The organism is Flagellimonas alvinocaridis, assembly GCF_004916895.1.
Lineage (GTDB): Bacteria > Bacteroidota > Bacteroidia > Flavobacteriales > Flavobacteriaceae > Flagellimonas > Flagellimonas alvinocaridis.
In genome coordinates this window covers 71,257-96,388 of record NZ_SNTZ01000008.1, presented here as the reverse complement: position 1 = coordinate 96,388, position 25,132 = coordinate 71,257, and the positions used below count along the sequence as shown (strand labels likewise).

The 25,132-nt window shown below is 41.1% G+C and carries 24 protein-coding genes; 13 read left to right on the top strand and 11 right to left on the bottom strand.

Annotated elements, in window-relative coordinates:
- The first annotated feature begins 37 nt into the window (after positions 1-37).
- A complete protein-coding gene (locus tag EZV76_RS13210; protein ID WP_136567034.1) occupies positions 38-1,138 on the top strand; it encodes an SGNH/GDSL hydrolase family protein in 1,101 nt (366 codons plus the stop codon).
- Positions 1,139-1,192: 54 nt separating this feature from the next.
- Here the strand turns inward: EZV76_RS13210 and deoD are convergent, their stop codons facing one another.
- The 4 genes from deoD to cls all read right to left on the bottom strand — a co-directional run bounded on the left by deoD (position 1,193) and on the right by cls (position 4,535).
- The gene (deoD, locus tag EZV76_RS13205) at positions 1,193-1,897 is read right to left on the bottom strand and encodes a purine-nucleoside phosphorylase (protein WP_136567033.1); all 705 of its coding nucleotides are present in this window, start codon (positions 1,895-1,897) and stop codon (positions 1,193-1,195) included.
- An 8-nt stretch (positions 1,898-1,905) separates the two neighbouring features.
- Positions 1,906-2,544 (bottom strand): deoxyribose-phosphate aldolase, encoded by a 639-nt coding sequence (gene deoC / locus EZV76_RS13200; protein ID WP_136567032.1) that lies wholly within the window; start codon positions 2,542-2,544, stop codon positions 1,906-1,908.
- Position 2,545: 1 nt separating this feature from the next.
- Positions 2,546-2,950, bottom strand: coding sequence for a hypothetical protein (locus tag EZV76_RS13195; protein WP_136567031.1), 405 nt, complete (start codon positions 2,948-2,950; stop codon positions 2,546-2,548).
- Positions 2,951-3,128: 178 nt separating this feature from the next.
- A complete protein-coding gene (gene cls, locus EZV76_RS13190; RefSeq protein WP_136567030.1) occupies positions 3,129-4,535 on the bottom strand; it encodes a cardiolipin synthase in 1,407 nt (468 codons plus the stop codon).
- An 87-nt stretch (positions 4,536-4,622) separates the two neighbouring features.
- Here cls and EZV76_RS17085 point away from each other — a divergent pair, with 87 nt between their 5' ends.
- The gene (locus EZV76_RS17085) at positions 4,623-4,784 is read left to right on the top strand and encodes a hypothetical protein (RefSeq protein ID WP_161594420.1); all 162 of its coding nucleotides are present in this window, start codon (positions 4,623-4,625) and stop codon (positions 4,782-4,784) included.
- A 117-nt stretch (positions 4,785-4,901) separates the two neighbouring features.
- On the top strand, positions 4,902-6,218 hold the full coding sequence (locus EZV76_RS13185; RefSeq protein ID WP_236640924.1) for a PQQ-dependent sugar dehydrogenase: 1,317 nt from the start codon (positions 4,902-4,904) through the stop codon (positions 6,216-6,218).
- A gap of 115 nt (positions 6,219-6,333) precedes the next feature.
- On the opposite strand, the gene EZV76_RS13180 is transcribed toward EZV76_RS13185, so the two are convergent.
- Genes EZV76_RS13180 through EZV76_RS13170 form a run of 3 tightly spaced genes read right to left on the bottom strand, consistent with a single transcriptional unit; the run spans position 6,334 to position 8,255 of the window.
- The gene (locus EZV76_RS13180; RefSeq protein WP_201741866.1) at positions 6,334-6,756 is read right to left on the bottom strand and encodes a putative quinol monooxygenase; all 423 of its coding nucleotides are present in this window, start codon (positions 6,754-6,756) and stop codon (positions 6,334-6,336) included.
- A 10-nt stretch (positions 6,757-6,766) separates the two neighbouring features.
- On the bottom strand, positions 6,767-7,342 hold the full coding sequence (locus EZV76_RS13175) for a DapH/DapD/GlmU-related protein (RefSeq protein WP_136567029.1): 576 nt from the start codon (positions 7,340-7,342) through the stop codon (positions 6,767-6,769).
- A gap of 10 nt (positions 7,343-7,352) precedes the next feature.
- Positions 7,353-8,255, bottom strand: coding sequence for a helix-turn-helix domain-containing protein (locus EZV76_RS13170; protein ID WP_136567028.1), 903 nt, complete (start codon positions 8,253-8,255; stop codon positions 7,353-7,355).
- Between the two features lie 163 nt (positions 8,256-8,418).
- Between EZV76_RS13170 and EZV76_RS13165 the strand changes: the two genes are divergently transcribed.
- The 5 genes from EZV76_RS13165 to EZV76_RS13145 all read left to right on the top strand — a co-directional run bounded on the left by EZV76_RS13165 (position 8,419) and on the right by EZV76_RS13145 (position 14,849).
- On the top strand, positions 8,419-8,892 hold the full coding sequence (locus tag EZV76_RS13165; protein WP_136567027.1) for a cupin domain-containing protein: 474 nt from the start codon (positions 8,419-8,421) through the stop codon (positions 8,890-8,892).
- A 57-nt stretch (positions 8,893-8,949) separates the two neighbouring features.
- Positions 8,950-9,726 (top strand): hypothetical protein, encoded by a 777-nt coding sequence (locus tag EZV76_RS13160; RefSeq protein ID WP_201741865.1) that lies wholly within the window; start codon positions 8,950-8,952, stop codon positions 9,724-9,726.
- A gap of 78 nt (positions 9,727-9,804) precedes the next feature.
- Complete coding sequence (locus tag EZV76_RS13155) at positions 9,805-10,266, top strand: (2Fe-2S)-binding protein (protein WP_136567026.1); 462 nt, start codon at positions 9,805-9,807, stop codon at positions 10,264-10,266.
- Between the two features lie 20 nt (positions 10,267-10,286).
- The gene (locus EZV76_RS13150) at positions 10,287-12,557 is read left to right on the top strand and encodes a xanthine dehydrogenase family protein molybdopterin-binding subunit (RefSeq protein ID WP_136567025.1); all 2,271 of its coding nucleotides are present in this window, start codon (positions 10,287-10,289) and stop codon (positions 12,555-12,557) included.
- Positions 12,558-12,581: 24 nt separating this feature from the next.
- On the top strand, positions 12,582-14,849 hold the full coding sequence (locus tag EZV76_RS13145; protein WP_136567024.1) for a xanthine dehydrogenase family protein molybdopterin-binding subunit: 2,268 nt from the start codon (positions 12,582-12,584) through the stop codon (positions 14,847-14,849).
- 138 nt (positions 14,850-14,987) lie between these two features.
- Here EZV76_RS13145 and EZV76_RS13140 read toward each other — a convergent pair whose 3' ends face one another.
- The gene (locus EZV76_RS13140) at positions 14,988-15,956 is read right to left on the bottom strand and encodes an NAD-dependent epimerase/dehydratase family protein (protein ID WP_136567023.1); all 969 of its coding nucleotides are present in this window, start codon (positions 15,954-15,956) and stop codon (positions 14,988-14,990) included.
- A 164-nt stretch (positions 15,957-16,120) separates the two neighbouring features.
- Between EZV76_RS13140 and EZV76_RS13135 the strand changes: the two genes are divergently transcribed.
- The 3 genes from EZV76_RS13135 (at position 16,121) to EZV76_RS13125 (ending at position 18,383) form a co-directional block, all read left to right on the top strand.
- A complete protein-coding gene (locus EZV76_RS13135; RefSeq protein WP_136567022.1) occupies positions 16,121-16,582 on the top strand; it encodes an Lrp/AsnC family transcriptional regulator in 462 nt (153 codons plus the stop codon).
- 161 nt (positions 16,583-16,743) lie between these two features.
- A complete protein-coding gene (locus tag EZV76_RS13130) occupies positions 16,744-17,754 on the top strand; it encodes a sugar kinase (RefSeq protein WP_136567021.1) in 1,011 nt (336 codons plus the stop codon).
- Positions 17,751-18,383 carry a bifunctional 4-hydroxy-2-oxoglutarate aldolase/2-dehydro-3-deoxy-phosphogluconate aldolase gene (locus tag EZV76_RS13125; protein ID WP_136567020.1) on the top strand — a complete coding sequence of 211 codons (633 nt, stop codon included), beginning with the start codon at positions 17,751-17,753 and terminating at the stop codon, positions 18,381-18,383. Before EZV76_RS13130 ends, EZV76_RS13125 begins: the two co-directional genes overlap by 4 nt.
- Before the next feature lie 6 nt (positions 18,384-18,389).
- Here EZV76_RS13125 and EZV76_RS13120 read toward each other — a convergent pair whose 3' ends face one another.
- The 3 genes from EZV76_RS13120 to EZV76_RS13110 form a co-directional block, all read right to left on the bottom strand.
- On the bottom strand, positions 18,390-19,601 hold the full coding sequence (locus EZV76_RS13120) for an Nramp family divalent metal transporter (RefSeq protein WP_262709764.1): 1,212 nt from the start codon (positions 19,599-19,601) through the stop codon (positions 18,390-18,392).
- A 293-nt stretch (positions 19,602-19,894) separates the two neighbouring features.
- Entirely contained in the window at positions 19,895-21,679 is a 1,785-nt protein-coding gene (locus tag EZV76_RS13115) for a PQQ-dependent sugar dehydrogenase (RefSeq protein ID WP_136567018.1), read from the bottom strand.
- A 13-nt stretch (positions 21,680-21,692) separates the two neighbouring features.
- Entirely contained in the window at positions 21,693-22,490 is a 798-nt protein-coding gene (locus EZV76_RS13110) for a ThuA domain-containing protein (protein WP_136567017.1), read from the bottom strand.
- A 290-nt stretch (positions 22,491-22,780) separates the two neighbouring features.
- Here EZV76_RS13110 and EZV76_RS13105 point away from each other — a divergent pair, with 290 nt between their 5' ends.
- Both EZV76_RS13105 and EZV76_RS13100 read left to right on the top strand, forming a co-directional pair.
- Positions 22,781-23,467: a TetR/AcrR family transcriptional regulator gene (locus tag EZV76_RS13105; RefSeq protein ID WP_136567016.1), complete on the top strand. Its 687-nt coding sequence runs from the start codon at positions 22,781-22,783 to the stop codon at positions 23,465-23,467.
- Complete coding sequence (locus tag EZV76_RS13100) at positions 23,460-25,127, top strand: peptidase domain-containing ABC transporter (protein ID WP_136567015.1); 1,668 nt, start codon at positions 23,460-23,462, stop codon at positions 25,125-25,127. Before EZV76_RS13105 ends, EZV76_RS13100 begins: the two co-directional genes overlap by 8 nt.
- Positions 25,128-25,132: the final 5 nt, after the last annotated feature.

Below are 25,132 nucleotides of genomic sequence, written 5' to 3'. Positions count from 1 at the left end.
GGTCTTAAAGTTTTTTGACGATATAAATATCTGAAGTATGGATTGGAACAAGATTTTACTTTTTTCAATTTTAGTAATGGTGCATGTTCCAATAGTTTCTATTGGTCAGGAAAAATTGGCCATGCAATGGGAGAACGTGCCTGAAGAGATTGTTCAAGGGAGATTAGAGCCGCAAGGGACGGCTTCTTTTCAACGATTCCCCCAAGAATTGCAAAAAGAGGTTAGGGAACCTGTTTGGCAACTGTCCAGAAATTCGGCAGGATTGTATATCGACTTCGAATCAGATGCTTCAGACATAATTGTGGAATACGATGTGGAAGATCAATTTTCATTCCCTCATATGCCTGCCACAGGGGTTAGTGGATTGGATTTGTATGCCATGGACGAAAATAGTGGCTGGCAATGGGTTAGAGGCATCTATAGTTTTAAAGACACAATTTCTTACCGGTATAATGGCATAAAGCCTGCCATAAAAGGAAGTTTGAGAACTTTTAGACTATATCTTCCTTTATACAATACGGTGAGATCGTTAAGAATTGGAGTAGCTGAAAATTCAATCTTTAAACCCATCAAGACCAAAGAGCAAAACCCAATTGTAGTTTATGGCACTTCCATTGTTCAAGGAGCATGTGCTTCACGCCCAGGGTTGGCCTGGACCTCCATTTTGGGAAGATATATTGACAAGCCGGTTGTGAACTTGGGTTTTTCGGGAAATGGAAAGCTGGAACCGGAAGTCATTGATTTTATTTTAAGAGCGAGTCCTTCAATAATAGTTTTGGATTGTATGCCCAATTTTAGAGATTCCCAAAAGGCAGAGGAAAGTATCATTAAATCTATTGAACGGATCAGGGCTGCGAACGATACTGTTCCCATTTTATTGATTGAGCATGCTGGATATTCAGATGGTTTCGTCCAAAACGAAAGACTTGAGATCTATGAAAATTTAAATAAGGCGACCCAAAGGGCCTTTACCTATCTTAAATCCCAAGGGATAAATTTTCTTCATTTGGTGAAAAAGGAAGATATTAATTTGGGCAAGGAAAGTTTTGTGGATGGAACACACCCAAATGATCATGGAATGGTGGGTTACGCTATGGCCATATCCAAAGCTCTTACCGAAAAGGAAATCTTGGATTAATTTTTTTAAAAATTTCGGCGAATAATGGGCTGGACTTGCATCTACAAGTTCTTTCTAGGATACGGATGCTGCCAAGGCAATTTCCACCATATCCCTGAAGGAAGTTTCACGTTTAAGGGCGGAAAGGGATTTCCCGGTGACCAAGGAGTCAGAGATGGTCAAAATAGAAAGCGCACGCACATTGTATTTGGCAGCAATGGTGTACAAACCGGCTGTTTCCATTTCCACACATAAAATTCCATACTCGGCCCATAGCTTGTATTCTTCGGGGTCATCTACATAGAATTCATCTGAGGAAAGTACATTGCCCGCTTTTATGGGAATATTTTGTTGTTGGGCATAGTTCACCGCTTTTTGGAAAAGTTCAAAATTGGCGGTGGGGGAATAGTCGGAATTAATAAATCTTGAGTTGTTTATGCCCGAGGTAGTGGAAGCAGCCATTGCCAATACCACATCGTTCAATTCCACTTCTTTTTGGTATGACCCTGCGGAACCTACACGAATAATGTTCTTTACCCCATAATCTTTAATGAGCTCATGAAAATAGATCATGGAAGATGGCATTCCCATACCGCTTCCCTGTACGGAAACCTTCTTTCCTTGATAGGTTCCCGTATACCCTAGCATACCTCGGATTTTGTTATAGCAGATGGGGTTCTCCAAAAACGATTCCGCTATCCATTTGGCCCGCAGGGGATCTCCCGGCATAAGCACGGTATCTGCAATATCTCCTTTTTTGGCTTCTATGTGTATGCTCATGGTATGGATCAGTTCAACAATATGATTCCCGAAGATGTCCCAATTCTAGAGACTCCCAAATCAATATATTTCAATGCGGTCTCTTTATCCTTTATTCCACCTGATGCCTTGACACCTAATTTATCCCCAACTATTTTTTTCATTAGGATAACATCTTCAAAAGTGGCTCCGCCACTTCCAAATCCGGTTGAGGTTTTTACAAAATCGGCCCCTGCTTCAACTGCCAAAGTACAAGCTTTTTCCTTTTCGGATGTCGTCAGGTAACAGTTTTCTAGGATTACCTTCAATATCTTATCCCCGATGACCCGTTTTATGGATTTAATTTCATTGCGGACCTTGGAATCCTCATTGGATTTTAACCAACCTATATTGATGACCATGTCTATTTCATCCGCCCCATTTTTTACACACTCCCTTGCTTCAAAGATTTTTGCCTCAGTAGACATTGCCCCCAGTGGAAAGCCCACGACCGCCGCAATTTTCACCTTGGTGTTTTTTAACTCTTCAGCTGCTAGGGAAACATGGCAACCGTTAACACATACCGCATAAAACCCATAATTTTTGGCCTCTCCGCACAGTTTTTGGATTTCTGATAAGGACGCCATAGGTTTTAAATTGGTATGGTCAATAAAATTGGATAAAATCATATCAATGGTTAAAGAGCTGTTTCAGCTTAAAGATAGCCAACATCTCCGATTTGTTTTTCCCTGCAAATGCATTGGCAATACTTTCTGAGGTTTCTACGATGAGCGTCTTAACTTTTGGGGCGAACTTTTCTGGATGCTCCTTGTAGAACTCTTTGAACGTATCAAAATAGTCATCACCATCTTTTTCCTCACTTTCCAGCCAATCAAAAACAATTTCAATCTGATAGGCAGCATCTGTATGAAACTCATCCTCAATGTCATCTACGTCCAACCAATGTTGGCGTACATATTTCCGTAGTCTTTTTGTTTCAATGGGCCTCACATTATTATCGGCCATGGCCACGGCGTAAAAAAGCATTCCCAGATTTTGATAGAATTCGTTCCCTATTTTTTCTGAATTGAGCATATCCAAGGATTTAAATTTAGATAAAGGTAGTACCAATTATGCCTGTTTTTTTATGACAAAGGTCATGGTATTGTCTCAAGAAATATTGGGTTGTAGTGCAAAGTTCCCTTTTTGGTTTAGGACAACAGCGCAACCTGATTTTTGTGAAGTGGTCATATTTGGGGTAGATAGGGACTTTTTATAGGATTGGGCTTAAAAGCTTGGCAGTGCCCTCTATTAATTTATGGGTCCATGGGCGATTGCTGAAAATTTGATAATCATCTAGCATGATCGATTTGGAACAGTCCTGTAAGAAGTCGGTTTTCATTTGCTTGCAAAGTGTGGCATCATAAACAATGGCATTGGCCTCGTAGTTTTGTTGTAGGCTACGGTTGTCCAAGTTGGCGGTTCCAATGCTGGCGATTTTGTCATCACAGAGCATTACCTTACTATGAAGAAACCCGTCCGGATATAGGTAAACTTTAATGCCTGCCTTTAGGTATGACTCATAGTAGGAGCGGACACACCAATCCACCAATTTAATATCGGTACTAGAGGACATCAACAGCCTTACATCAACCCCACTCAATGCAGCCGTTTGCATACTTTGGAGAATGGCGTGGTTTGGAATTACATAAGGGTTTGTAATATAAACATATTCTTTTGCGTTGTTCATGATGGAGAAATATACCTGCTCTATGGCAGCAAAATCATCATCTGGACCGCTTGGGACTATTTGCATGGGAGTTTCTTTTTTCTCCGTCTTTTTTATTTGGAATGGTGCGGTATCCACTTTTTTATTACTGGCCAAATACCAATCGGTAATAAAAAGTCCATTTAAATAGTCTACAGCCTCCCCTTCAATCCTTAAATGTGTATCGTGCCATTTTCCCAAATGAGGGTCTCCCTTAAGGTATTTATCCGAGATGTTGATACCTCCGATAAAGCCTATTTTATTATCGACAACAATGATTTTTCTATGGTTTCTATAGTTTAATGAGGATAGAAATTTCCCAAATCTAAATGGGAGGAACTGTGCTACCTCGACATTGCATTTCCGAAGTCTATTCAGGTATTCCCTGCTGAGCGAATAGCTACCAATACCATCATATAAAACCCTAATGGTAACGTTTTCCGCTACCTTGCGTTCAAATATTTCCAATAGCTTTTCCGCCAAGATGCCATCTTCATAGATATAGTATTGTAAATGAATATGCTCCTTGGCACTTTCCAAGGCTTCAAAAATGCTTTCAAAGGTATTTCTGCCATCTTTTAAGACGGTAAGTTTATTATGCTCGGTAACTGGGCATTTTGAAGTCTTGTAGATAAGATTGGAGATTTTCTTGTTGTACTCAGAAATCTTGACCGTATCGGTACCATCTGGAGGATAGTTTCTTTCCCATAAGTCTCTTTGTAATGAAAATAGCTTGCTCTTTCTTCGATTTCTACCAAGTAAAAGATAGAGTAAAACACCTCCTATGGGAATGGTGAAGATTGCTAGGAGCCAAGCCAATGTTTTACTGGGTCGTACACCATTAAGAAGTAGACTGACTACTATGATCAGTCCAATGATAATGTAAACGATTATGAGTATGGTCGCTAACATATGAGTATTGAAACTTCCTGACTATTACAAATATAGAGTACTTGTGGTCGGTATGTACAATCTTAATTCGTAGCAATGGGTGTAGTCATGAAAATAGTCCGATACCGTTTAAGGGATAAGGATGTGGACCATGACGCTGGACTTTCGTATTTACCCATAACCGATTTGTGGGGATACTTCAACTTTGCAGCTGGCAAAGTGCCCTATTCCAAGAGCTATCTCTTTTCCATAGTTGTTGAACATAGCTAATGTTTTGACTTCAGGGTACGATAGGTGATGGGAAGGCAACTACTCCGGATTAACATAAAAGTTAAAAATATAGTCTTGTTAACAAATGGATTGTAACTTACTTAAAAACATTTTATTATGAATTTTTGGATAAGGAATATTATAGTTTTGGCTTTTTTGGCATTGGTAGGGGGTATGGAACTTTCATGCAGTTCAAGTGACGATAAAAAAACTCCAGATGTTGAAGAACCTGATGGCTCTGGTGACAATAATGATGACGATGCATCAACCAACGACGATGATACATCAACTCCTGATGAACCTTTGGACCCAGTGGAAACACAAGACCCTAATAGCGATTATTCACCTGCTTTTGAAGGACAAACAAGAATTGAAGGCGTTCAAACACAAACAGAATATACCGCATCGGTGTTTGCAACCGGTCTTTCAAGTCCCTGGGGAATGGCCAACTTGCCAGATGGCAGGATTATAGTGACTGAAAAGGCTGGATCAATGCGCTTGGTCTCGGTTTCAGGAGTTTTAGGGTCACCCATTACCGGCATTCCATCGGTAAACAGTTCTGGACAGGGAGGGCTTTTGGATGTGGCCGTAGACCCCAATTTTGAGGAAAACAGGATGTTATACTGGTCATTTTCCCAAAATGGACCCGATGGAACAGCTACTGCCGTGGCCAAAGGAAGGTTGTCCGATAGCGAAGATCAGATGGAGGATGCTACCGTGATTTACACGGCCATTCCAGAGTTTAATAGTACCGCACATTATGGGTCTCGTTTGGCTTGGGATGGACAGGGAAATCTATTTGTGAGTACAGGGGATAGATCTAGCTCGGTAACTCGACCAGAAGCTCAGGAATTGGATGCTGCTTTGGGCAAGGTATTGCGAATAACCAAAAATGGGGATCCCGCTTCTGGAAATCCATTTGAATCAAATGCTGATGCGTTACCAGAAATATACTCGTACGGGCATAGAAATGTACAAGGATTGGCAATTCATCCCGTTACCGGTGACCTTTGGGAGGCCGAATTTGGTCCACTGGGAGGAGATGAAGTTAACCTTATCGAAGCTGGGGCAGACTATGGCTGGCCAACTATTTCATATGGTTTGGAATATAGCGGTAATCCAATCGGGGCAGGTATTACACAAGAAGCTGGAATGGAACAACCTGTCTATTATTGGGATCCTGCTGTATCACCCAGTGGCATAGACTTCTATTCAGGCAATTTGATTCCAGAATGGACCAACAACTTATTTTTGGGCGCATTGAGTGGTCAGCACATCGTAAGGCTGGTCATCGAGGATAATGTGGTTGTGGGAGAAGAAAGGTTATTGGAAAGTGAGGGGCGAAGGTTTAGAGACATTTTGGATGGAGCGGACGGTGCTCTTTATGCGCTTACAGATGGAGATAATGCAGTAATATATCGTATTGGGCCATGATACCCTGATGTATAGATGATGCTGTCAATTGTGAAATTGAACCAAAAAAATAGTGTGTAAATAGGAGAAGCTTCAAAAGCAACCAAAAATGCTTACTTAGGTGTTCGAAGAAAAATCAATGGCTGATTTTTGAAAATATTTGAGACATGGTTTCTGGGTCAATTGCTGTCATATCTATCAATCTTAACGATTTAACCATGGGCAAAGTAGCTGTTTTATAATGTTTGAAATATGGGGTTTGTAAATGCGATTGGTAAGCTTCCTTATTGGCATAAATTTCCAGTAGCCTGATTTGGTTAGGGTTGTCGTTTTGGTACATCGGATAGATACAAATAACTCCAGGTTCCAACCGTACTGAAGCTTCCGCTTCTTCTTTTAAAATTGTCAAATAGCCATCTAGGGATTCTGGCTCAATTTCAATCTCGGCAATACGTACCATCATACTATCATGATCTACCGTAGTCTTATTTATATCGCTCTTATTACATGAACCTAATAATAGAACAATCAGTATGGTAATTAAGTTACTTTTTTTCATATCTGTTCTATTAATTTGCATCCAAATGCTTTACCACCTTCGCTGGTATTCCCGCTACCACCGTATTGTCAGGTACATCCTTGGTTACTACAGCCCCGGCAGCGACCACCGAATTTTCTCCAACAGTTACCCCTGGCAAAATAGTGCAGGCCGCCCCCAACCAAGCATTCCTTTTTATCAGAATAGAACCCAAATCCAAGGATTTTCGGTTCAAAGGAGCAAGTGGGTGGTTTTCTGTAATCAAATTTACCTTTGGCCCGATTTGTACGTCGTCTTCAATAGTAATTCCTCCCAAATCGAGAAAAGTACAAGCATGATTGACAAAAACATTTTTACCAAGTTTGATATGCCGACCAAAATTGGTATAGAAAGGAATAAATACCATTGTACTGCTATCGACAGGATTGCCAATAAGTTCCGAAAGTCTTTCTCGAATTTGGTCAACACTTGTAGAAGTATTTAAATCTGCCGAAAGCTTTATGGCGCGATCCACCAACTTCCATGCCTTTGGCCAACCGGAATGATCCTTGGGAACAATGCCGCCAATAAGCATAAGCTCAAAAATGTTATTTTTTTCTTTGGCCATTGCTTCTAGATCAATTAAGGCTTCTAAACTCTTTGGGCGAATGCCCCACTTGCTTTTTGAACAATCTACTAAAGTGCTGAGGATATTTAAACCCAAGCTCATACGCAATCTCACTTACAGATTTATTGGGATTGAACACCTTTTCCTTGGCTACATCAATAAGTTTGTTTTGAATGTATTCTTGTGCCGAATAGCCCATTTCCTTTTTCACCAAATCCCCAAAGTAATTGGGAGACAGATTGAGCTGGTCCGCAAAATAACCTACGGATGGCAAACCATGCTTTTGGGGTTTTTCCGAAGACAGGTAATCACAGAGTAGCGCATCAAATTTTTCCAAGGCTCCTTGATGGGGAATCTCACGGGTCAAAAACTGTCGGTCATAAAAACGAAGACAGTAATCCAACAAGAGTTCTATATTGCTTACAATCAATTTTTTACTGTGCTTGTCCAGATTTTGCTCCAATTCATATTGAATTTTATCGATAACACTTAAGATTAGCCCACGCTCCCTTGCTGATAGGTGCAAGGCTTCTTTGACCGAGTAGGAAAAGAAAGAATAGCTACTGATTTTTTGTCCCAAATCACTCCCTAACAACAAATCTGGGTGAAAAATCAAGGCATAGCCCTTTGGCTTATAATCTGGGTCATAGCTGATTCCCACTTTTTGCCCGGGACCAACAAACACCATGGAGCCTTCGTCAAAATCATATTCCCCTCCACCATATTTTAACTTGCAATTCTTGGCATCTTTCAAGAAAACGGCAAAACAATCAAACTGTAGCCCGTCATACGAATAATCAGGATATGCGGTTGTACGCTCATAATCCAAAATACCCACCAGCGGATGTTCAGGTTTAGAATTGCGCCAGGCAAAATAATCGGCTACAGATTTTATGTGATACACGTTTTCCATTAATCGTTAAATTTTATTTAAAGATAAGAGATTGATTGTCAGTTAATCAACCCAAACACCTAAAATCCGTAATAATGGTATAAACATCCGTGATCTGGGTATTACTTCCACTTACATAGATGAATATTTTTGGTTTGATGGAAAATCTTTAAAAAATAATATCATGAAAAAAATAATTTGCTTCATCGTGTTTGTCATATCTGCAAGCATTTCTGCCCAAAATTCAGCATACACTGTTTCTTCCTATTTCACCGAAGGTATCAAAGCACCAAACACACATTATATTGGTGAAGCTTGGTTAAATCCTGTCTTGCAGGCAGATGGGGATTTAACGTACAACATTACCAAGGCAACATTTAAGGCGAACTCCACCTTGGACTGGCATAAACATGAGTCTGTACAAGTATTGATTATCGTTGATGGTGAATGCTACTATCAAGAAAAAGGAAAGGAACCAACGGTTCTGAAAGAGGGTGATGTAATCAGATGCGAAAAAGACACAGAACATTGGCATTCGTCTTCCAAGAATAGTGATGTGACTTATCTCGCTATCTATGGTGGAGAAACACCTACTGTCTGGACAAAAGTGGTTACCCAGGAATATTATGACAGCGTAGCAAAAAAGTTGAGTGAGTAATGCCCCTTTAAAAGCTAGTAAAGCAAAACATACAATGAATTTATAGTTAAGTCGAAAATGAAAAGCGCCAATCTTTTACTCGTACTTTTTGTAACCTTATTTTACCAGGGGTATTCTCAAGAGGATGAGCGCAAATTTTTGGATGATTTCAGGGGTTCGGCCAGTGTAACGCACAACGGAATTTCATTGGTCCCATCCTTTTCATTGGGAGACCCGGCTTTGTTGTTCGATTTAAAATTTACCAAGGGAAAACTAAGCTTTGAACCTGATATGCGTTTTGCCCTAGAGGGTAAACCATGGTCATTTTTGTTTTGGTTCCGCTATAAAGCCGTTCAAAAAGAGCGATTTTCGCTTCGAGTGGGGGCACACCCGGCGTTGAATTTCAGGACCGTTAGTGTAATTCGTGACGGACAGTCCGAGGAGATACTGGAGTCTAGACGTTATCTGGCCGCAGAAATTGCTCCGAGTTATAAATTGGGAGAAAATACAGGAATTGGTATCTACTATCTACATGGCAGAGGTTTCGACGAGGGCGTAAAGCAGACTAATTTTCTTGTGCTGAATTCCTATTTCAACAACCTCAACATAACCAAAGACCTCCATTTTAATATATCCCCTCAAACCTATTATTTGAGAATGGATGACAAGGAGGGATTCTATGCGGTAGGTTTTGTGACTCTGGCCAAAAGGGATTTTCCCGTATCCATCTCGGCTATTTTTAACAAAGCAATTGATACAGAGATTGTTCCGGAAGATGATTTTACATGGAACATATCCTTGAACTATAGTTTTGGAAGTGCCAACAAACGAATTGGAAAGAAGAAGAAAAATTAACGTTTACTCGATAATAAATCAATAATTTAGATAGAATCCAAACACATAATTTAGTATTTTAAAGCAAACGCTTTCATTATGGCAACATATAATCTAAAAATCAATGGAAAAACCCAAACAGTAGATGTAGATGGCGCTACTCCAATGCTTTGGGTATTACGTGACCACTTACAGATGGTGGGCACAAAATTTGGCTGTGGGATTGCACAGTGCGGTGCTTGTACCATTCATTTGGGAGACAATGCGGTACGTTCCTGCCAATTACCGGTATCCGCCGTAGGCGATGAGGAAATTACCACCATAGAAGGTTTATCGGAACACGGCGACCATCCTGTTCAAAAAGCTTGGTTGGAGATTGATGTCCCACAATGCGGTTATTGCCAAGCAGGGCAGATCATGAGCGCTTCAGCCCTTTTAAAAAGAAATTCATCCCCAACGGATGATGAAATTGCTACGGCCATGAATGGCAATATTTGTCGTTGCGGAACCTATACCCGTATAAAAAAAGCCGTTAAGTTGGCTGCGGAAAACAACTCTTAATTCACCCTAATCCTTAAAAAATGACACTAGTAAGAACACAATTGGGTCGCAGGGCCTTTATAAAAAATACCGGCATGGCTGGGGGTGGATTGGTACTTGGGTTTAGCTTTTTTAATGCTTGCAAGCCTAAGGTTGCCGAAGCCGTTGCCATGGAGTTGGAAATGCCCGAAACGTGGTATGAAATCAACGGATATCTAAAAATTGGAGACAATGGCGTAGTAACGATCATGTCCCCCAATCCTGAAATTGGCCAGAACGTTAGAACTTCCATGCCCATGATCGTGGCGGACGAATTGGAAATTGATTGGAAAAATGTGGTTGTGGAGCAAGCACCCCTCAACACCAATTTATATAGTTGGCAAGTTGCTGGAGGTAGTAGATCTATAAGCAGTTCTTGGCAGAACCTACGTATGGCAGGTGCAACAGCACGCCATATGCTGAAAGAGGCTGCCGCCCAAGCTTGGCAGGTTCCTGCTAGCGAGATTACCGCAATAGCTGGGGTTTTGACGCATGAAGCCAGTGGCAATTCTGCTGGTTATGGAGAAATGGTTTCAGCAGCTGCACAAATAGAAGTGCCCGAGGAGGTCGAATTAAAGAAAAATTCAGAATTCTCCATTATTGGAACATCCCGTAAAAATGTGGATGGTAAAAAAATAGTGACTGGAAAACCGCTATTTGGTATCGATGTGATGCGGGAAGGTATGTTGATTGCTTCTTTGGTCCACCCACCGGCGTTTGGAAAGCAATTGAAATCCTTTGATGCGGAGGAGGTCAAAAAAATGCCCGGTATTCGAGATGTTTTTTCCGTAAAATTATATGATGACGATTTTGATAAAATGGCATTCCATTTTACGGCCTTTAATGAAGTTGTCGTAGTGGTTGGGGAAACCACTTGGCAAGTATTCCAAGCTAAGAAAGCATTGAATGTAGAATGGGAAGATGCCCCGGAGGTCACACAAAATCTTACCTTGTTCGGAAACGAGATGAAGGTGAAACATCCTGCCGGTATGGAAGATTCGGAAAGTCATACCAAGAGGTTGAAAGAACTGATTGCCAGTACTGCAAAAGTGGCCCGAAGGGATGGGAACCCAGAGCAGGCCTTTAAGAATGCGGCCAAGGTTATAGAACGAAGCTACAGTTGTCCGTTTTTGGCCCATAACACTATGGAACCCATGAATTTCTTTGCCAATGTAACCGAAGACCATGCCGAACTATTGGGGCCAACACAAACCCCGGAATGGATGGAGGTGGCCGTTGCTGAACGTTTGGGTCTTCCATTGGAAAAAGTAGATATTCAGATGACCCGCCAAGGGGGTGGTTTTGGACGTAGATTATACGGCCATTTTATGGTAGAAGTTGCAGTTATCTCGCAAAGGATGAGTGCACCTGTGAAGCTGGTGTATACTCGTGAAGATGATATGTCCCAAGGTATTTATCGCCCATCGTATTATGCCACTTACCGTGCTGCGTTGGATGCGGATAATAATTTGATTGGTTTCCATGTCAAGGCAGGAGGCATCCCTGAGAGTCCGCTCTTTGCGAATCGCTTTCCAGCAGGTTCCATTGATAATTATTTAGCAGAAGATTTCACCGTTGACACAAACATAACCACAGGGGCATTCCGGGCTCCACGTTCTAATTTTATTGCCGGGGCGGAGCAATCCTTTTTAGACGAATTGGCAGAGGAAATGGGCAAAGACCCCATCGATTTTAGATTGGAGCTTTTGAAAAGGGCAGAAGAAAATCCTGTGGGTAGTCCAGAATCCAACGATTATGATGCTTCACGATATGCGGGAGTGTTAAAATTGGTTCGGGAAAAGGCAAATTGGGGTCAAAATGAAGCCGGCGTGCACAGAGGTGTTTCGGCTTATTTCTGTCATCAAAGTTATGTGGCCCAAGTTTTGGATGTTGTTATGGAGAATGATACTCCTGTGGTTCAAAAAGTCACTGCCGCCATAGATTGTGGTATCGTGGTAAACCCTGATGCTGCATCAAACTTATCTGAAGGTGGTGCTGTTGATGGAATTGGGCATGCCATGTACAGTGGACTTACCTTTAAAGATGGTGCACCGGAACAAATCAATTTTGACCGCTATCGCTTGATACGACATCGTGAGGCGCCAAAAGCCGTTGAAACCCATTTTGTAGAAAGTGATATAGACCCTACAGGAATGGGCGAACCCCCTTTTCCACCCATTATGGGTGCTTTGGCAAACGCTCTGTACAAAGCTACAGGTAGGAGGTATTACCATCAACCTTTTATAACGGACAAACCTCCTTTAATAGGTTAAAATACGATTGGCCAATTGGCAAATATGACACTTGTAAAAACCAAAATAGGTAGACGGACTTTTATCAAAAATACCAGTTTGGCCAGTGGTGGGCTGGTTTTGGGATTTAGCTGGCTAAATTCTTGTAGACCAAAAGACACTGGAAGTTTGACAGGCAAAGAAATGCCCAAGGAATGGTTCCAAATGAATGGGTATATAAAGATTGGTGAAAATGGTCTAGTAACCATTTTTTCCCCTAATCCTGAAGGAGGTCAGAACGTTAAGACTTCCATGCCCATGATTGTGGCTGATGAATTGGATGTGGACTGGAAAGATGTCATTGTTGAACAGGCCCCTTTGGACACGGATGCTTTCAGTTTTCAATTTATTGGGGGTAGCCAAGCCATTAGAAGAGGATGGCCCGGATTACGAATGGCGGGAGCATCGGCACGACACATGCTGAAGATGGCTGCGGCTGATGCTTGGAAGGTTCCAGTGAGTGAGATAAAAACAGCAAAGGGCAGACTAACTCACGAAGATTCCGGAAACTCCTTAGGATATGGGGAGGTGGCTTCTGTCGCAGCAAAGTTTAAAGTTCCTGAGGAGGTTCAACTAAAGGAATACAATGAGTTCAACATTATTGGTACTTCCCGTAAAAATGTAGACGGACCTGATATTGTTACTGGCAAGCCTCTTTTTGGAATGGATACCCAAAAGGAAGGTATGCTCATTGCCATGATTGTGCATCCCCCAGCTTTCGGTTTGAAACTTAAATCAATAGATGACAGCCAAGCCAGAAACATGCCGGGCATTAGGGATATTTTTAAAATTAAAGTCTTTAACGATGATTACGTCAAGACTTTTTTTGATACCCGGACCTATAATGAGGTAGTGGTCATTGTGGGTGATTCCACATGGGAGGTGATGCAGGCCAAGAAAGCAATCAAGATAGCATGTGAACCTATTGAAAGTTCAACCGATACTAGAGATAGGTTTGGGAATGCATGGAAACAGCATACACCTGCCGGGCTTGAAAGTACAGAAAATCATTTGGCCAATATGGAAGATAGAGCGGCCAAAGGAGGGGAGGTCCGTCGCAAGGATGGTAATCCCGAAGCTGCATTCAAACAAGCGGTCAAAATAATAGAGCGTACCTATACAGCGCCATTTTTGGCGCACAACTGCATGGAGCCTATGAACTTTTTTGCCGATGTGAAGGACGGAAAGGCAGAATTGATAGGACCATTACAAAAGCCAGAATTTACGGAACAGACGTTATCGGCACGTATGGGAATTCCATTGGAAAAAATTGATATTAAAATGACTCGTTTAGGTGGAGGGTATGGTAGACGCTCTTACGCCCATTGGGCTGTGGAAGCTGCCTTGATTTCCGAGCGTATGAAGGCTCCGGTTAAATTGATCTATACTCGGGAGGATGATATGACGGATGGGGTCTATCGGCCAACCTATCTTATAAAACTAAAAGCAGGTTTGGATGCCAATAATAATCTAATTGCCTATCATGTCAACGCAGGTGGTATCCCCGAAAGCCCTTTGCATGAGAATAGATTCCCTGCTGGAGCTGTGGACAACTATTTGGCAGAAAGCTGGACAATAGATAGCAATATTACGGTAGGCTCTTTTAGGGCGCCGAGCTCCAATTTTATGGCAAGTGCAGAACAATCCTTTTTGGATGAAGTGGCCGAACTAGCTGAGAAAGACCCTATAGATTTTCGTTTGGAACTCTTGGAGAAGGCCATCAATAGCCCCTTGGAGGGCACAACAAATGACTATGACCCCACTCGCTATGCGGGAGTTTTGAAAAAGGTCAAGGAGAAGTCAAATTGGGAAGACCAACAGCCAAACCTAAGCCGTGGCGTAGCCGCTTATTTTTGTCATAACTCTTATGCAGCCCAAGTATTGGATTTGGTTATGGAAGATGGAAAACCCAGAGTGGAAAAAGTAACTTGTGTTTTGGACTGCGGTATGGTAGTCAACCCAGATGGGGCCAAGAATATGGCAGAAGGGGGAATTGTGGACGGTATTGGCAATGCCTTTTTTGGAGAGTTAAGATTTGAAGACGGGATACCCTCCAAAAATAATTTTGATTCCTATCGGATGATCCGGATGCAAGAAAGCCCTAAGGAAATTGAAGTACATTTTGTGGAAAATAAGATCGACCCAACTGGATTGGGCGAACCCACCTTTCCACCAATTTTTGCCGCATTGGCCAATGCCCTGTACAAAGCAACGGGCGAAAGATATTACCAACAACCCTTCATGTCCAAACTGCCTTCTTTGGCAAATGGGTAAAAGCGTTACCCAACAAGCATAATTGATAAGAGAGCTTTTGTCTTGAAAATGCGCTGTCTTTAAAATTAATTCAAGAAAGCGGATTGTTATATCTTCCTGATTTTATTTGGCTAGGAATCCCGTTCCAATAAAAAGATTTTAGAAGACACTGTCTTTCTCCATGTTGTATGTTTTGGACAATTGGGAAATCATTTCATTGGAGATGTCATCCAACGAATATTTGGGCGACCAATTCCAATCGTTTTTGGCATGGAGCCCATCAATGGAAGAGGGCCATGCATTGGCAATGGACTGTCTAAAATCTGGAGTGTAGGCAATTTCAAATTGTGGAAACCATTGCCGTATGGAATCAACCATTTGTTTTGGAGTAATGGTTAGACCGTTCAAGTTATATGATGTCCTGGTCCGTATTTTGTCCTTCGGGGCATCCATTAATTCTAACGTGGCCCTTACCGCATCATCCATATAAATCATGGGCAGTGCAGTATCCTCTGTAAGATAACAGGTATAGGGTATGTTTTGTACAGCTTTATGGTAAATATCCACGGCATAATCCGTAGTGCCCCCGCCAGGCAATGTGCCATGACTAATAACACCCGGATAACGCAGGGAACGAACATCCAATCCGTATTTTGAAAAAAAGTAGTGTCCCCATTGTTCCCCTGCCGCTTTACTTATTCCATAAACTGTCAAAGGGTCCAAAAAATCTGTCTGGGAAGTGTTTGCTTTACTTGCTGATGGTCCGAAGACTGCTATTGAGCTAGGGAAAAAAACTTTGGTGACTTGATATTTTCTTGCAGCTTCCAACACATTGAGCCAGCTTTTTATGTTGATGTCCCATGTTTGGATTGGATTGGACTCCCCATTGGCCGACAATATGGCGGCAAGATGGTATATCTGCGAGATTTTGTTCTTTTTTACAATCGCTTCCACACTGGCAGCATCCGTGGTGTCCAAAAAACCAATATCCCATGCATCCATTGTTTTGGGATGAAGGTCGGTTGCCGTAACATTTTCAATTCCATACCGGTCTATCAAAGCTTTAGCCAAGGTGGTTCCCAGTTGTCCTCCAGAACCAGTTATCAAGATTTTTTCCTCCCTTTTCATTGTGTGATTTTAAAGTATGAAAGTATAACATTTTAGGTATCGATAGTGTTATTATCTACGTTCTGGGTTAAAATCAGTAAATATTATGTTCATTTATGTATTTTACCATAAAAAGTATTTTATTATGTTTGATATGTAATTGATACAAGTAATTTTATCTTCCCATGGAAAGACTGGATGAGTATGATCTCAAGATTCTAAGAATTCTTCAAAAGGATTCAAGCATGTCCACAAAGAAAATTGCAAGTGCTTTGAACCTAACTGCTTCGCCCGTTTACGAACGGATCAGAAAGCTGGAAAAGGAAGGATACATCAAAAAATATGTGGCACTTTTAAATAAAAAGCGGATAAACAAACCTGTCACGGCTATTTGTATGGTGTCTTTAAGGTATCATAATGAAGGGTTCATAGATAAGTTTGATTCCCAAATCAGAAAGCTCAGTGAAGTCCAAGAATGCTATCACATGGCCGGAAAGGTGGATTTCTTCCTAAAAATAAATGTTTCGGGTCTTGATGAGTACCATGATTTTGTCCGGACAAAACTATCCAAGATTGACAATATAGGTGTCTTGGAAAGTTATTTTGTCCTTAAAGACATTATTGATACCACAGAGTTTTACTTCTGAAATTGTCGAGGTGCGAATTGTGGGATAAAGTAAGCTAAAGGAGCCAAGTTTTAATTCTAAAATTAGTTTACTGCTATTTCCCATATCACTCTTCAATTTTTTAAATTTGAGTACAATGAAAATTCCACTTTCGTTTAAGGACTAACCATTAAAATAAGATTATGAGCTTTGTGGCATTTGGGGAAATACTAATGCGATTTACACCTTATGAGAATGGGTCAAAACTTTATTCTTCCAAGTACATGGAGACGAATTTTGCAGGCTCAGAGTCCAATGTTGCATCCTCATTGGCAATTTTAGGAAACTCGGTCCAATTTGTAACAAAACTTCCCAATAATGATTTGGGGCGGGCTGCATGTGGGTCTCTTTTGTCTTATGGTATTGGAACCGATAATATACAGTTTGGAGGAAATAGGATTGGAATCTATTTTATAGAACCGGGCAGCTCCATAAGACCTTCCAAAGTTATTTACGATAGAAAGGGTTCGGCAATCTGTGATATATCCGAGCAAGAATTTGATTGGAACCAAATCTTGGCAAAACAAGATTGGCTTTTCATTTCTGGAATTACACCTGCGCTTTCAGAGAACTGTGCAAAGGAAACCCTTAAAGTTGCTCAAGTAGCCAAAAAACTTGGAGTAAAGGTTGCTTTCGACCCCAATTTTAGAAGAACTCTTTGGGAGTCTTCCTCTAAAGCCAGAAAAGTATACCTGCCCATACTTGAGAATACCGATTTGCTTTTGGGCAACTACGGAATGTTGCAAGATGTATTTGGGTATCAGCCAAAAGGGAAAGATTCAATGGAAAAATCCATAAATGCCATAGAAGAAGCAGAAGGTTTGTTGGGCATCTCCAAAATAGCCTTTACCGTTCGCGATCATTTTTCCGCAAGTCAAAACCAATTATCCGGATTGCTGCGTGTGGATAATGAAAATATAGTATCCAGAGGGAGTTATGAGGTTAACATCACTGATCGCTTTGGTACTGGTGATGCGTTTGCGGCTGGACTTCTGCATGGTTTGGGAAATCAATGGGATACTAAAAAAGCACTCGATTTTGCCACGGCGGCCTTTGCACTTAAACATACCGTAAAGGGTGATCAGCATACCAGCAGTGAGGAGGAAATAACCTCTATAATGAACGGAAATACTCAAGGATACGTACTACGATGAATAAAAACGAAATCATCTCTTTTCTTGAAGAAGAGAAGTTGGTTGCCATAATCAGACAAAAAGATCGGCAAAAAATCCAACCTATAATAAGCGCGTTGGTCGATGGCGGTATAAAGGTCTTGGAAATCACATCCAATACCCCAGGATTTTTAGAGGAAATCAGGAATGCTAGAAACTTGTATCCCAATATTTTGGTTGGAGCCGGAACGATTACCAATAAGAACTTGGCTGCAGAAGCTGTAGCTGCAGGAGCTCAATTTTTGGTCACACCAAACGTAGATGTCTCCATTATTCCAGTGGCGCACTCACATGGTATTCCAGTAATAATGGGTGCATTGACCCCTTCTGAGATATGTGTGGCCAATGAACATGGTGCGGACATTATTAAATTATTCCCGGCAGGAATCTTTGGGATGGATTATTTCAAAGCCATAAAAGGGCCGCTAAGTAATCTCAAATTTTTTGTTGTGGGGGGAATAAATACAGGAAATATAAAGGAGTGGATGCTGGCGGGAGCCGATGGTTTTGGCATTGGTAGTGAACTTACCAAAATGGACGAAACTGACAGGCCGAATGTAGTAACGGAAAAAGCGAGAAGTTTTATAAAGCAGATTAAGGGAAGCAAATAATTGGTATCAGTTTAAAAAGTCCGTCAGTGCAATCACGGCCTTATAGGATATGATCAGTGAAAAGCAGAATGCAGTTACCAAACTTATGTTCATGAACAGGTTTGCACTTTGTGTACCCATGAGTTTTTTACTGTTGATCAATACAATTATCCCACCGATGACCAATGGAAGTACAAAAACATTGGCAACTTGAGTGGCTATTTGGGCAACGATGGGGTTGGCACCCAGTATAGGGACAATTAGTCCAACCAAACAGGCTATGGCCACTAAAATTTTGAAGGTAGGGGTTTTGGTCTCCATTTTCCCGCTTTTATAATCACTGATCAGCAAAGGTAGCACCATAAGAATAGGGAATATGGATGATATTCCAGCACTCATGGCGCCCATCATAAATACGGCTACAGCCATTTTACCAGCTACTGGCTCCAAAGCCTGAACCATATCCAGTACGTTGGTAACAACTTTTCCATCATAAAACAAGGCCCCGGTGGCAGCAATCATTATGGTTGCGGAAATGGTCAAAAGAAAAAATGCAGAAACCAAGGCATCTTTTCGTTGATCGCTTAAATTGGAAGTGCCCCATCCCTTTTCCTTCAATAAAATGGGACGTACCACAAAGGTTGGGGCTGCCATGGTAGTTCCCACAAATGCAGCAACCATTAAGTTGCCACCAGGAGGAATCCGAGGAATCAAACCCTTTACAATATCTTCAGTAGAAGGCAAAACCATAAACATGGAAAGAATAAAAGATAATCCCATGAGTGTCACAAAAACAACCAAAATTTTCTCGAAGAATGAATACTTGCCCACTAATAAAAAAATGTACATGATGGCAATGAGCAGAATGGATATTGCCAATACGGCCCAATAATTATTTTCATTCAAGCTTGGAAAAAACATACGCATGAATTCATAAAGAGCATTGCTTGTCAAACCCAATATACCGGAAAGTGAGCTCCATTGTCCCATGACAACACCTGCAATAGTGAAAACGGCTAGGATTTTCCCCCACTTAAGATGGCTCTTAAAAGCATTCATGGCAGTTTTGCCTGTCACCACGGCAAAACGACCATAGGCATCCATTAAAATCCATGAGAAAAAGGCACTTAAACATAAGACCCACAGCAATTGCATGCCATACATGCTCCCCGCTTTTATCATTGCTGTTACGCTTCCAGTCCCTATAGTGTACCCGATACAAAAAATACCTGGACCCACAGATAATAGTATAGCCCAAAGCTTATGTAAGATAGAAAATTTTTGAGTTGTTCCTTTTTCTGATTTATTAGGTTTCAAAATGTTGTTATTTTTATGTGGTCATAAATATAGTGACATTTAATATGCGCAAAAGAATTTATGTCGTTCAGGGCACATTTTTATCTGTAAATCAATGTTTTGGTTGGATGCTTGCTTGATAAAAGGATGGCACATCGATGTACACCAGAGAATTATGGATTCTTGCTTAAAATTTGAAGTGCAAAGCTTATTTCTATGTTCTTTCCAGCTAGGAGTTATGGAGTCTTATGGGGTACTACTCCTGTAATTTTTCGGATAGTGCCATCTGCTTTGTTCATCGTGTAGAAATTTCCTTTCCCATCCTTTCCTATGCGAAGATCTGTCCGAGAGTTTCCAACGATTTTTTTAAAATTGGTATGTTTCCCATTATAAAACACGCCAAGTTCTTTGATGGGAACAGGTTGTGGCTGCGTTGAAACCGCATTGAGAAAAAAGACTTTTCCTTGGACAATATCCCCAAAAATGTAGTGATTGTTTAGTTCTTTGATGGGACCTTCATAGACATAACCTCCAGAAATGGCATTCCCGGTTTCATGGCCAAAGAGTGCATAAGGAAGTTCATACCTCATATCGCTTTGGGAAAGGGTATAAAGTTCTTTCATTTTTTTCGGATTGATTCCAAAATACCCCTCACGTTCGTTCCATCCATAATCACTGCCCGGCTTTACCACATTGATTTCTTCCACGGTCAATTCTCCCACATCTGCTGCGACAAGGCGAGCGTTTTCTCCCTTCCCGATCCAGGTAATCCGATGCGGATTTCTAAACCCGTAAGCATATATTTCTTTCCATACTTCACCGTCGTTACTGTTGGCATAAGGATTATCCTTTGGGATTCCATATTTTCCGTTTCTGGAATTGTTCCCTTTGGGGTCTATTCTAAGGATGGTACCAAGAGGGGAGTGGATGCTATGACATAACTCTGGATAGCCTGCAATAGTAGCACCCCCATCTCCAATGCCCAGATATAACATACCATAATCTGGGTCGTTTTGATCAGTGACGTTTGAAAAAATAATGTCCTGCATACCATGCAATCGGGTGGGTACATCAATTCGGAGCAGTTCTTTCCTGCTTCCTTGGAAAATGGGTTGTGCGGGATCACTGTTCACCCATTCGGTAAGAATCCATTGCATGGCCACTTCCATTCCTTCTCCCAATGGAAAGTCAGGTGCAATACCTTGCGGTTTTTCAGTATGTATGGTATAGATCTTCCCATTTTTTAAATACTCTGGGTGGAAGGTAAAGTTGCCAAGCCCCGATGCAAGCCCCGGACCATCTATAAAGTTGTCTGTTCTATCCTTTAGGTTGAGAAAAACGGTGGCCTTTCCGTTTTGCAATTGGTAGATACTTCCTCTTTGATCATGGAGAAAAAGCAGTGACTCTCCATTCTCCAAGGGAACGGAGCGCATACTGGCCAATCTGGAAGGTGGGTTTTCCCCAGTTTTGGGCATTTTCATGAAATCCTCCAGCACAATGGATAAGTTGGAGTGTTGTACTTTTGGAATCGTACTTAAGTCCGGTTCGGTTCTTTGGGAGGAATCTTCACTTTTTGAAATCTCTGCTTCACTGCTGTCAAAGGTTAATCCCAAACTATCCGATGTTTTATGGATATAGGTAAGTATGGATTCCACCTCTTCTTGCGGCAGAAAGGAAAAGGATGGCATATAACTTTTATACTCATCGAACAGCTTTGTTGCCCGTTCATCCTTGTCTTTAATAAGTTTTTCGGGATTCTGTACAAACTGCAGAAGCCAATCTTTTTCAACTACTGCGGTTATTCCTCCCAACTTTGGTCCCATGCCATTCATCCTCAAATCATGGCAAGAAGCGCAATATTGATTAAATAAGGCTTTACCCTGGATGATGTCTCCGTTCCATTTAGGTTCCTTTTCAGATTTGCATCCTGAGGCAAAAATAATTCCAATGAGCAACACAAAAGTCATCCATGGATAGACAGAGTTATCTTTTGCAGGGATTGGTTGCATTTGGGTCGACATACTGGGAGGAGTTTTATTCACTTTCGGATTTGCCCATAACGTAAAGGATACCTCCTAAAACATGATTTAAAAAACGTTCATCAGAATAGGATTCCTTGGTGTGGCCCAAAGCGGTATAAAACATTCGTCCACCTTCAAAGGGCTTGTACCATGATATGGGATGCACGTTTTTGTGCTTTCCGCCTGTATAGGTGGACTCATCCACAGAAATAAGGAGATTGAAATTCTCATCCATCCACCTAAAATTGTACCATTCGTCAAAACGTTCCCAGGTTTCGGATAAATGTTGGGTAGACAAATGCGTGTTGTCATGCACAATGAGTGTGGCTTCCTGGGGTTCTGGATGCCCATCAAAATAACCACCGATCAGTTTGCCATACCAATCCCATTCATATTCTGTTGTGGATGCCCCGTGGATTCCCATAAAACCTCCACCAGATTGTATGAAGTTCTTGAAAGCGGTCTCTTGCTTTCGGTTAAATACATTTCCACTAGTGCTTAGAAAGAGGACGGCATCATACTCCTTGAGTTTTTTGGAGTTGAACCATTTGGATTTTTCAGTCACTTCAACCTTGATGCCATTCTCACTCCCCAGTTTTTGTAAGGCATCAATGCCCACCTCAATGGATTCATGGCGAAAGCCTTTGGTTTTGGAAAAAACAAGTAACTTTTTGGTAGGAGCATCTTGGCACCATACCAAAAATGGCACAAAACAAAGCATGCAGAGCAACAATAGGGCTCTTTTTGGTTCATGGGAGGTAGATTTGAAAGCGTCTACAAGGGTTTTATCAGTTGGTCTATTTGTGCGCATATTGTTCAGCTTGACTTTTTGTGTTAAAAATACACAAATACAATTATACGAACTTTCCCTTTAAAAAAATATTGACACTTCAATGCTTTTTTCTGATAGGCTATGGATAACCAAAACTGATTAAAAAGGTGTTTTAAAACGCGTTCTATTTTCACTACCCTTATTTGGGTATTAGGTTATCACATGGGATTCTTATTGTACTCACTACATAAAGTTAATTGAAAGTTAAACTATTATATTATGATAGTAATACTATTATATTTGCGATTATTAGGTTTAAAATATGAAGTATGGATAGGTTGATGCAGTCGCTTAAGATGGGAATCAATGAAAAACTCTATGTGAAGGACCCTGAATCATCTTCCTTGGGAAAAAAAATCATTGAACAGGGTATTCTCATGATAGATGAAGTTGGTTTTGAAAGTTTCACCTTTAAAAAGTTGGGAACAAAGATTGGCTCCAATGAAAGCTCCATTTATCGTTATTTTGAGAACAAACACAAGTTGTTGCTCTATTTGGCTTCATGGTATTGGGGTTGGACAGAATATAAGTTGGTATTTGCAACGCATGGTATTTCGGATAGTGTTGAAAAATTGCAAAAAGCTATGGAAATACTTGCCCAGACTGTTGAGGAAGATGAATCATTTACCCACATCAATGAAGTGATATTGAACAAAATCGTAATTAATGAGTACTCCAAATCATATCTTACCAAAGAGGTAGACAATGAAAACAAACAAGGGTATTTTGCCATTTATAAACGATTGGTGGATAGGCTCAGTGAGATGATTATTGCTGTAGATTCAGAATACCCATATCCATCCAGTTTGGCCAGTATGGTCATGGAAGGAACCTTGCACCAGTTTTTTTTGAAAGAACACTTCCCTGCACTTACCAATTGCAACGAAACGGTAACCCCAACCGAATATTTTACAGACTTGATTTTTAGAACTTTAAAAGCAAAGCCCAATGGCTAAGAACATTCTAACGGCATGGCAACGACTGATGGGCATGCTTACCTTGGATAAGAAGGATATCTTTCAGGTATTTTACTATGCAATTTTTGCTGGATTGGTCAATCTTTCCCTTCCATTGGGAATTCAAGCAATCATCAATCTCATACAAGGTGCTCAGATAAGTACCTCATGGGTGGTTCTTGTAGTTTTGGTGACCGTTGGGGTAGCCTTTGTCGGCGCCTTGCAACTAATGCAGATCAGAATCATAGAAAACGTTCAACAAAAGATATTTACTAGGTCTTCATTTGAGTTTGCCTATCGGTTTCCGAAAATCAAGATGAGCGAATTCAGCAACCATTATCCGCCAGAATTGGCCAATCGTTTTTTTGATACGCTCACGATTCAAAAATCACTCTCCAAAATACTGATTGATTTTCCCGCTGCATTGTTACAAATTGTATTTGGTCTTTTGTTACTGTCTTTTTACCACCCATTTTTTATTCTATATGGATTACTCTTGGTACTCTTAATATATGTGGTGCTCAAGTTTACGGCCCAAAAGGGTTTGGAGACCAGTTTGGAGGAGTCCCAACATAAGTATAGAGTGGCCCATTGGATCCAGGAAATTTCCCGATCGATCATCAGCTTTAAACTTTCCGGGAAGACGTCGCACGCCATGGACAGGAATGATCATCTAGTGGCTCATTATTTGGATGCACGGGAAAGTCACTTTAGGATATTGGTGCTGCAATTCATCCAGATGATAGGATTTAAAGTGCTGGTTACGGCAGGTTTGCTGTTGATTGGAGGACTTTTGGTATTGGACCAACAAATGAACATAGGTCAGTTTGTAGCGGCAGAGATTATCATTCTGTTGGTAATTGGCTCGGTTGAGAAACTCATTTTAGGACTGGAGACCTTTTATGATCTATTGACCTCCCTTGAAAAAATGGGACAGGTAGTGGACAAGGAAATGGAACCGCAACAGGGCGAAACACCCTTTGATGGTACTAATGGGCTCACGGTAGAACTTCAGGATGTGACCTTCAGAGTTCCGGGAAGGGACAAGAAAATCTTGAACGGCATATCGTTTACCATAACTCCCCAATGTGCTATTTTGCTAAAAGGCACCAGCGGATCGGGGCGATCTACACTACTTCGATTAATTGCGGGGATTCATGAACCCAATGAAGGCAAGATTTATGTGAACAATGTAGCGCTCCAAGGGATATATCTTAACGAATATCGCTCACTTTTAGGGCAATCGTTAACAGAAGAATATCCGTTTGAAGGTACCATTTTGGAGAATATCACTTTTGACAACAAGAGTATTCCCATGGAAGATGTATACTGGGTATTGGAGAAAACAGGCCTTACACAATTTGTAAAGGAACAACCCCATGGACTCCAGACCATGCTTTATCCCGAAGGGAAAAAGATTCCCCACACCATTTCAAAGAAAATTGTTTTGGCCCGTAGTGTAGTGCACCGACCAAAGCTCTTGATCCTTAAGGACCCATTGGACCAATTTGAAGAAAAAGAAGCAGAACAAGTAATGGATTTCCTGACTGATCCTTCGAATGGATGGGCCTTGGTGGTTGTAAGTGAGAACCCAAAATGGGTAGGTCGATGCAATAGGATATTGACCATAGAAAATGGAAAATTGATCAATCCAAGTTAAGGACC

What these genes read in the sequence shown, in the direction of transcription:
- EZV76_RS13210 (WP_136567034.1), top strand. Translation starts at nt 38, where the DNA reads ATGGATTGGAACAAGATTTTACTTTTTTCAATTTTAGTAATGGTGCAT.
- deoD (WP_136567033.1), bottom strand. Translation starts at nt 1,897, where the DNA reads ATGAGCATACACATAGAAGCCAAAAAAGGAGATATTGCAGATACCGTG.
- deoC (WP_136567032.1), bottom strand. Translation starts at nt 2,544, where the DNA reads ATGATTTTATCCAATTTTATTGACCATACCAATTTAAAACCTATGGCG.
- EZV76_RS13195 (WP_136567031.1), bottom strand. Translation starts at nt 2,950, where the DNA reads ATGCTCAATTCAGAAAAAATAGGGAACGAATTCTATCAAAATCTGGGA.
- cls (WP_136567030.1), bottom strand. Translation starts at nt 4,535, where the DNA reads ATGTTAGCGACCATACTCATAATCGTTTACATTATCATTGGACTGATC.
- EZV76_RS17085 (WP_161594420.1), top strand. Translation starts at nt 4,623, where the DNA reads ATGAAAATAGTCCGATACCGTTTAAGGGATAAGGATGTGGACCATGAC.
- EZV76_RS13185 (WP_236640924.1), top strand. Translation starts at nt 4,902, where the DNA reads ATGAATTTTTGGATAAGGAATATTATAGTTTTGGCTTTTTTGGCATTG.
- EZV76_RS13180 (WP_201741866.1), bottom strand. Translation starts at nt 6,756, where the DNA reads ATGAAAAAAAGTAACTTAATTACCATACTGATTGTTCTATTATTAGGT.
- EZV76_RS13175 (WP_136567029.1), bottom strand. Translation starts at nt 7,342, where the DNA reads ATGGCCAAAGAAAAAAATAACATTTTTGAGCTTATGCTTATTGGCGGC.
- EZV76_RS13170 (WP_136567028.1), bottom strand. Translation starts at nt 8,255, where the DNA reads ATGGAAAACGTGTATCACATAAAATCTGTAGCCGATTATTTTGCCTGG.
- EZV76_RS13165 (WP_136567027.1), top strand. Translation starts at nt 8,419, where the DNA reads ATGAAAAAAATAATTTGCTTCATCGTGTTTGTCATATCTGCAAGCATT.
- EZV76_RS13160 (WP_201741865.1), top strand. Translation starts at nt 8,950, where the DNA reads ATGAAAAGCGCCAATCTTTTACTCGTACTTTTTGTAACCTTATTTTAC.
- EZV76_RS13155 (WP_136567026.1), top strand. Translation starts at nt 9,805, where the DNA reads ATGGCAACATATAATCTAAAAATCAATGGAAAAACCCAAACAGTAGAT.
- EZV76_RS13150 (WP_136567025.1), top strand. Translation starts at nt 10,287, where the DNA reads ATGACACTAGTAAGAACACAATTGGGTCGCAGGGCCTTTATAAAAAAT.
- EZV76_RS13145 (WP_136567024.1), top strand. Translation starts at nt 12,582, where the DNA reads ATGACACTTGTAAAAACCAAAATAGGTAGACGGACTTTTATCAAAAAT.
- EZV76_RS13140 (WP_136567023.1), bottom strand. Translation starts at nt 15,956, where the DNA reads ATGAAAAGGGAGGAAAAAATCTTGATAACTGGTTCTGGAGGACAACTG.
- EZV76_RS13135 (WP_136567022.1), top strand. Translation starts at nt 16,121, where the DNA reads ATGGAAAGACTGGATGAGTATGATCTCAAGATTCTAAGAATTCTTCAA.
- EZV76_RS13130 (WP_136567021.1), top strand. Translation starts at nt 16,744, where the DNA reads ATGAGCTTTGTGGCATTTGGGGAAATACTAATGCGATTTACACCTTAT.
- EZV76_RS13125 (WP_136567020.1), top strand. Translation starts at nt 17,751, where the DNA reads ATGAATAAAAACGAAATCATCTCTTTTCTTGAAGAAGAGAAGTTGGTT.
- EZV76_RS13115 (WP_136567018.1), bottom strand. Translation starts at nt 21,679, where the DNA reads ATGTCGACCCAAATGCAACCAATCCCTGCAAAAGATAACTCTGTCTAT.
- EZV76_RS13110 (WP_136567017.1), bottom strand. Translation starts at nt 22,490, where the DNA reads ATGCGCACAAATAGACCAACTGATAAAACCCTTGTAGACGCTTTCAAA.
- EZV76_RS13105 (WP_136567016.1), top strand. Translation starts at nt 22,781, where the DNA reads ATGGATAGGTTGATGCAGTCGCTTAAGATGGGAATCAATGAAAAACTC.
- EZV76_RS13100 (WP_136567015.1), top strand. Translation starts at nt 23,460, where the DNA reads ATGGCTAAGAACATTCTAACGGCATGGCAACGACTGATGGGCATGCTT.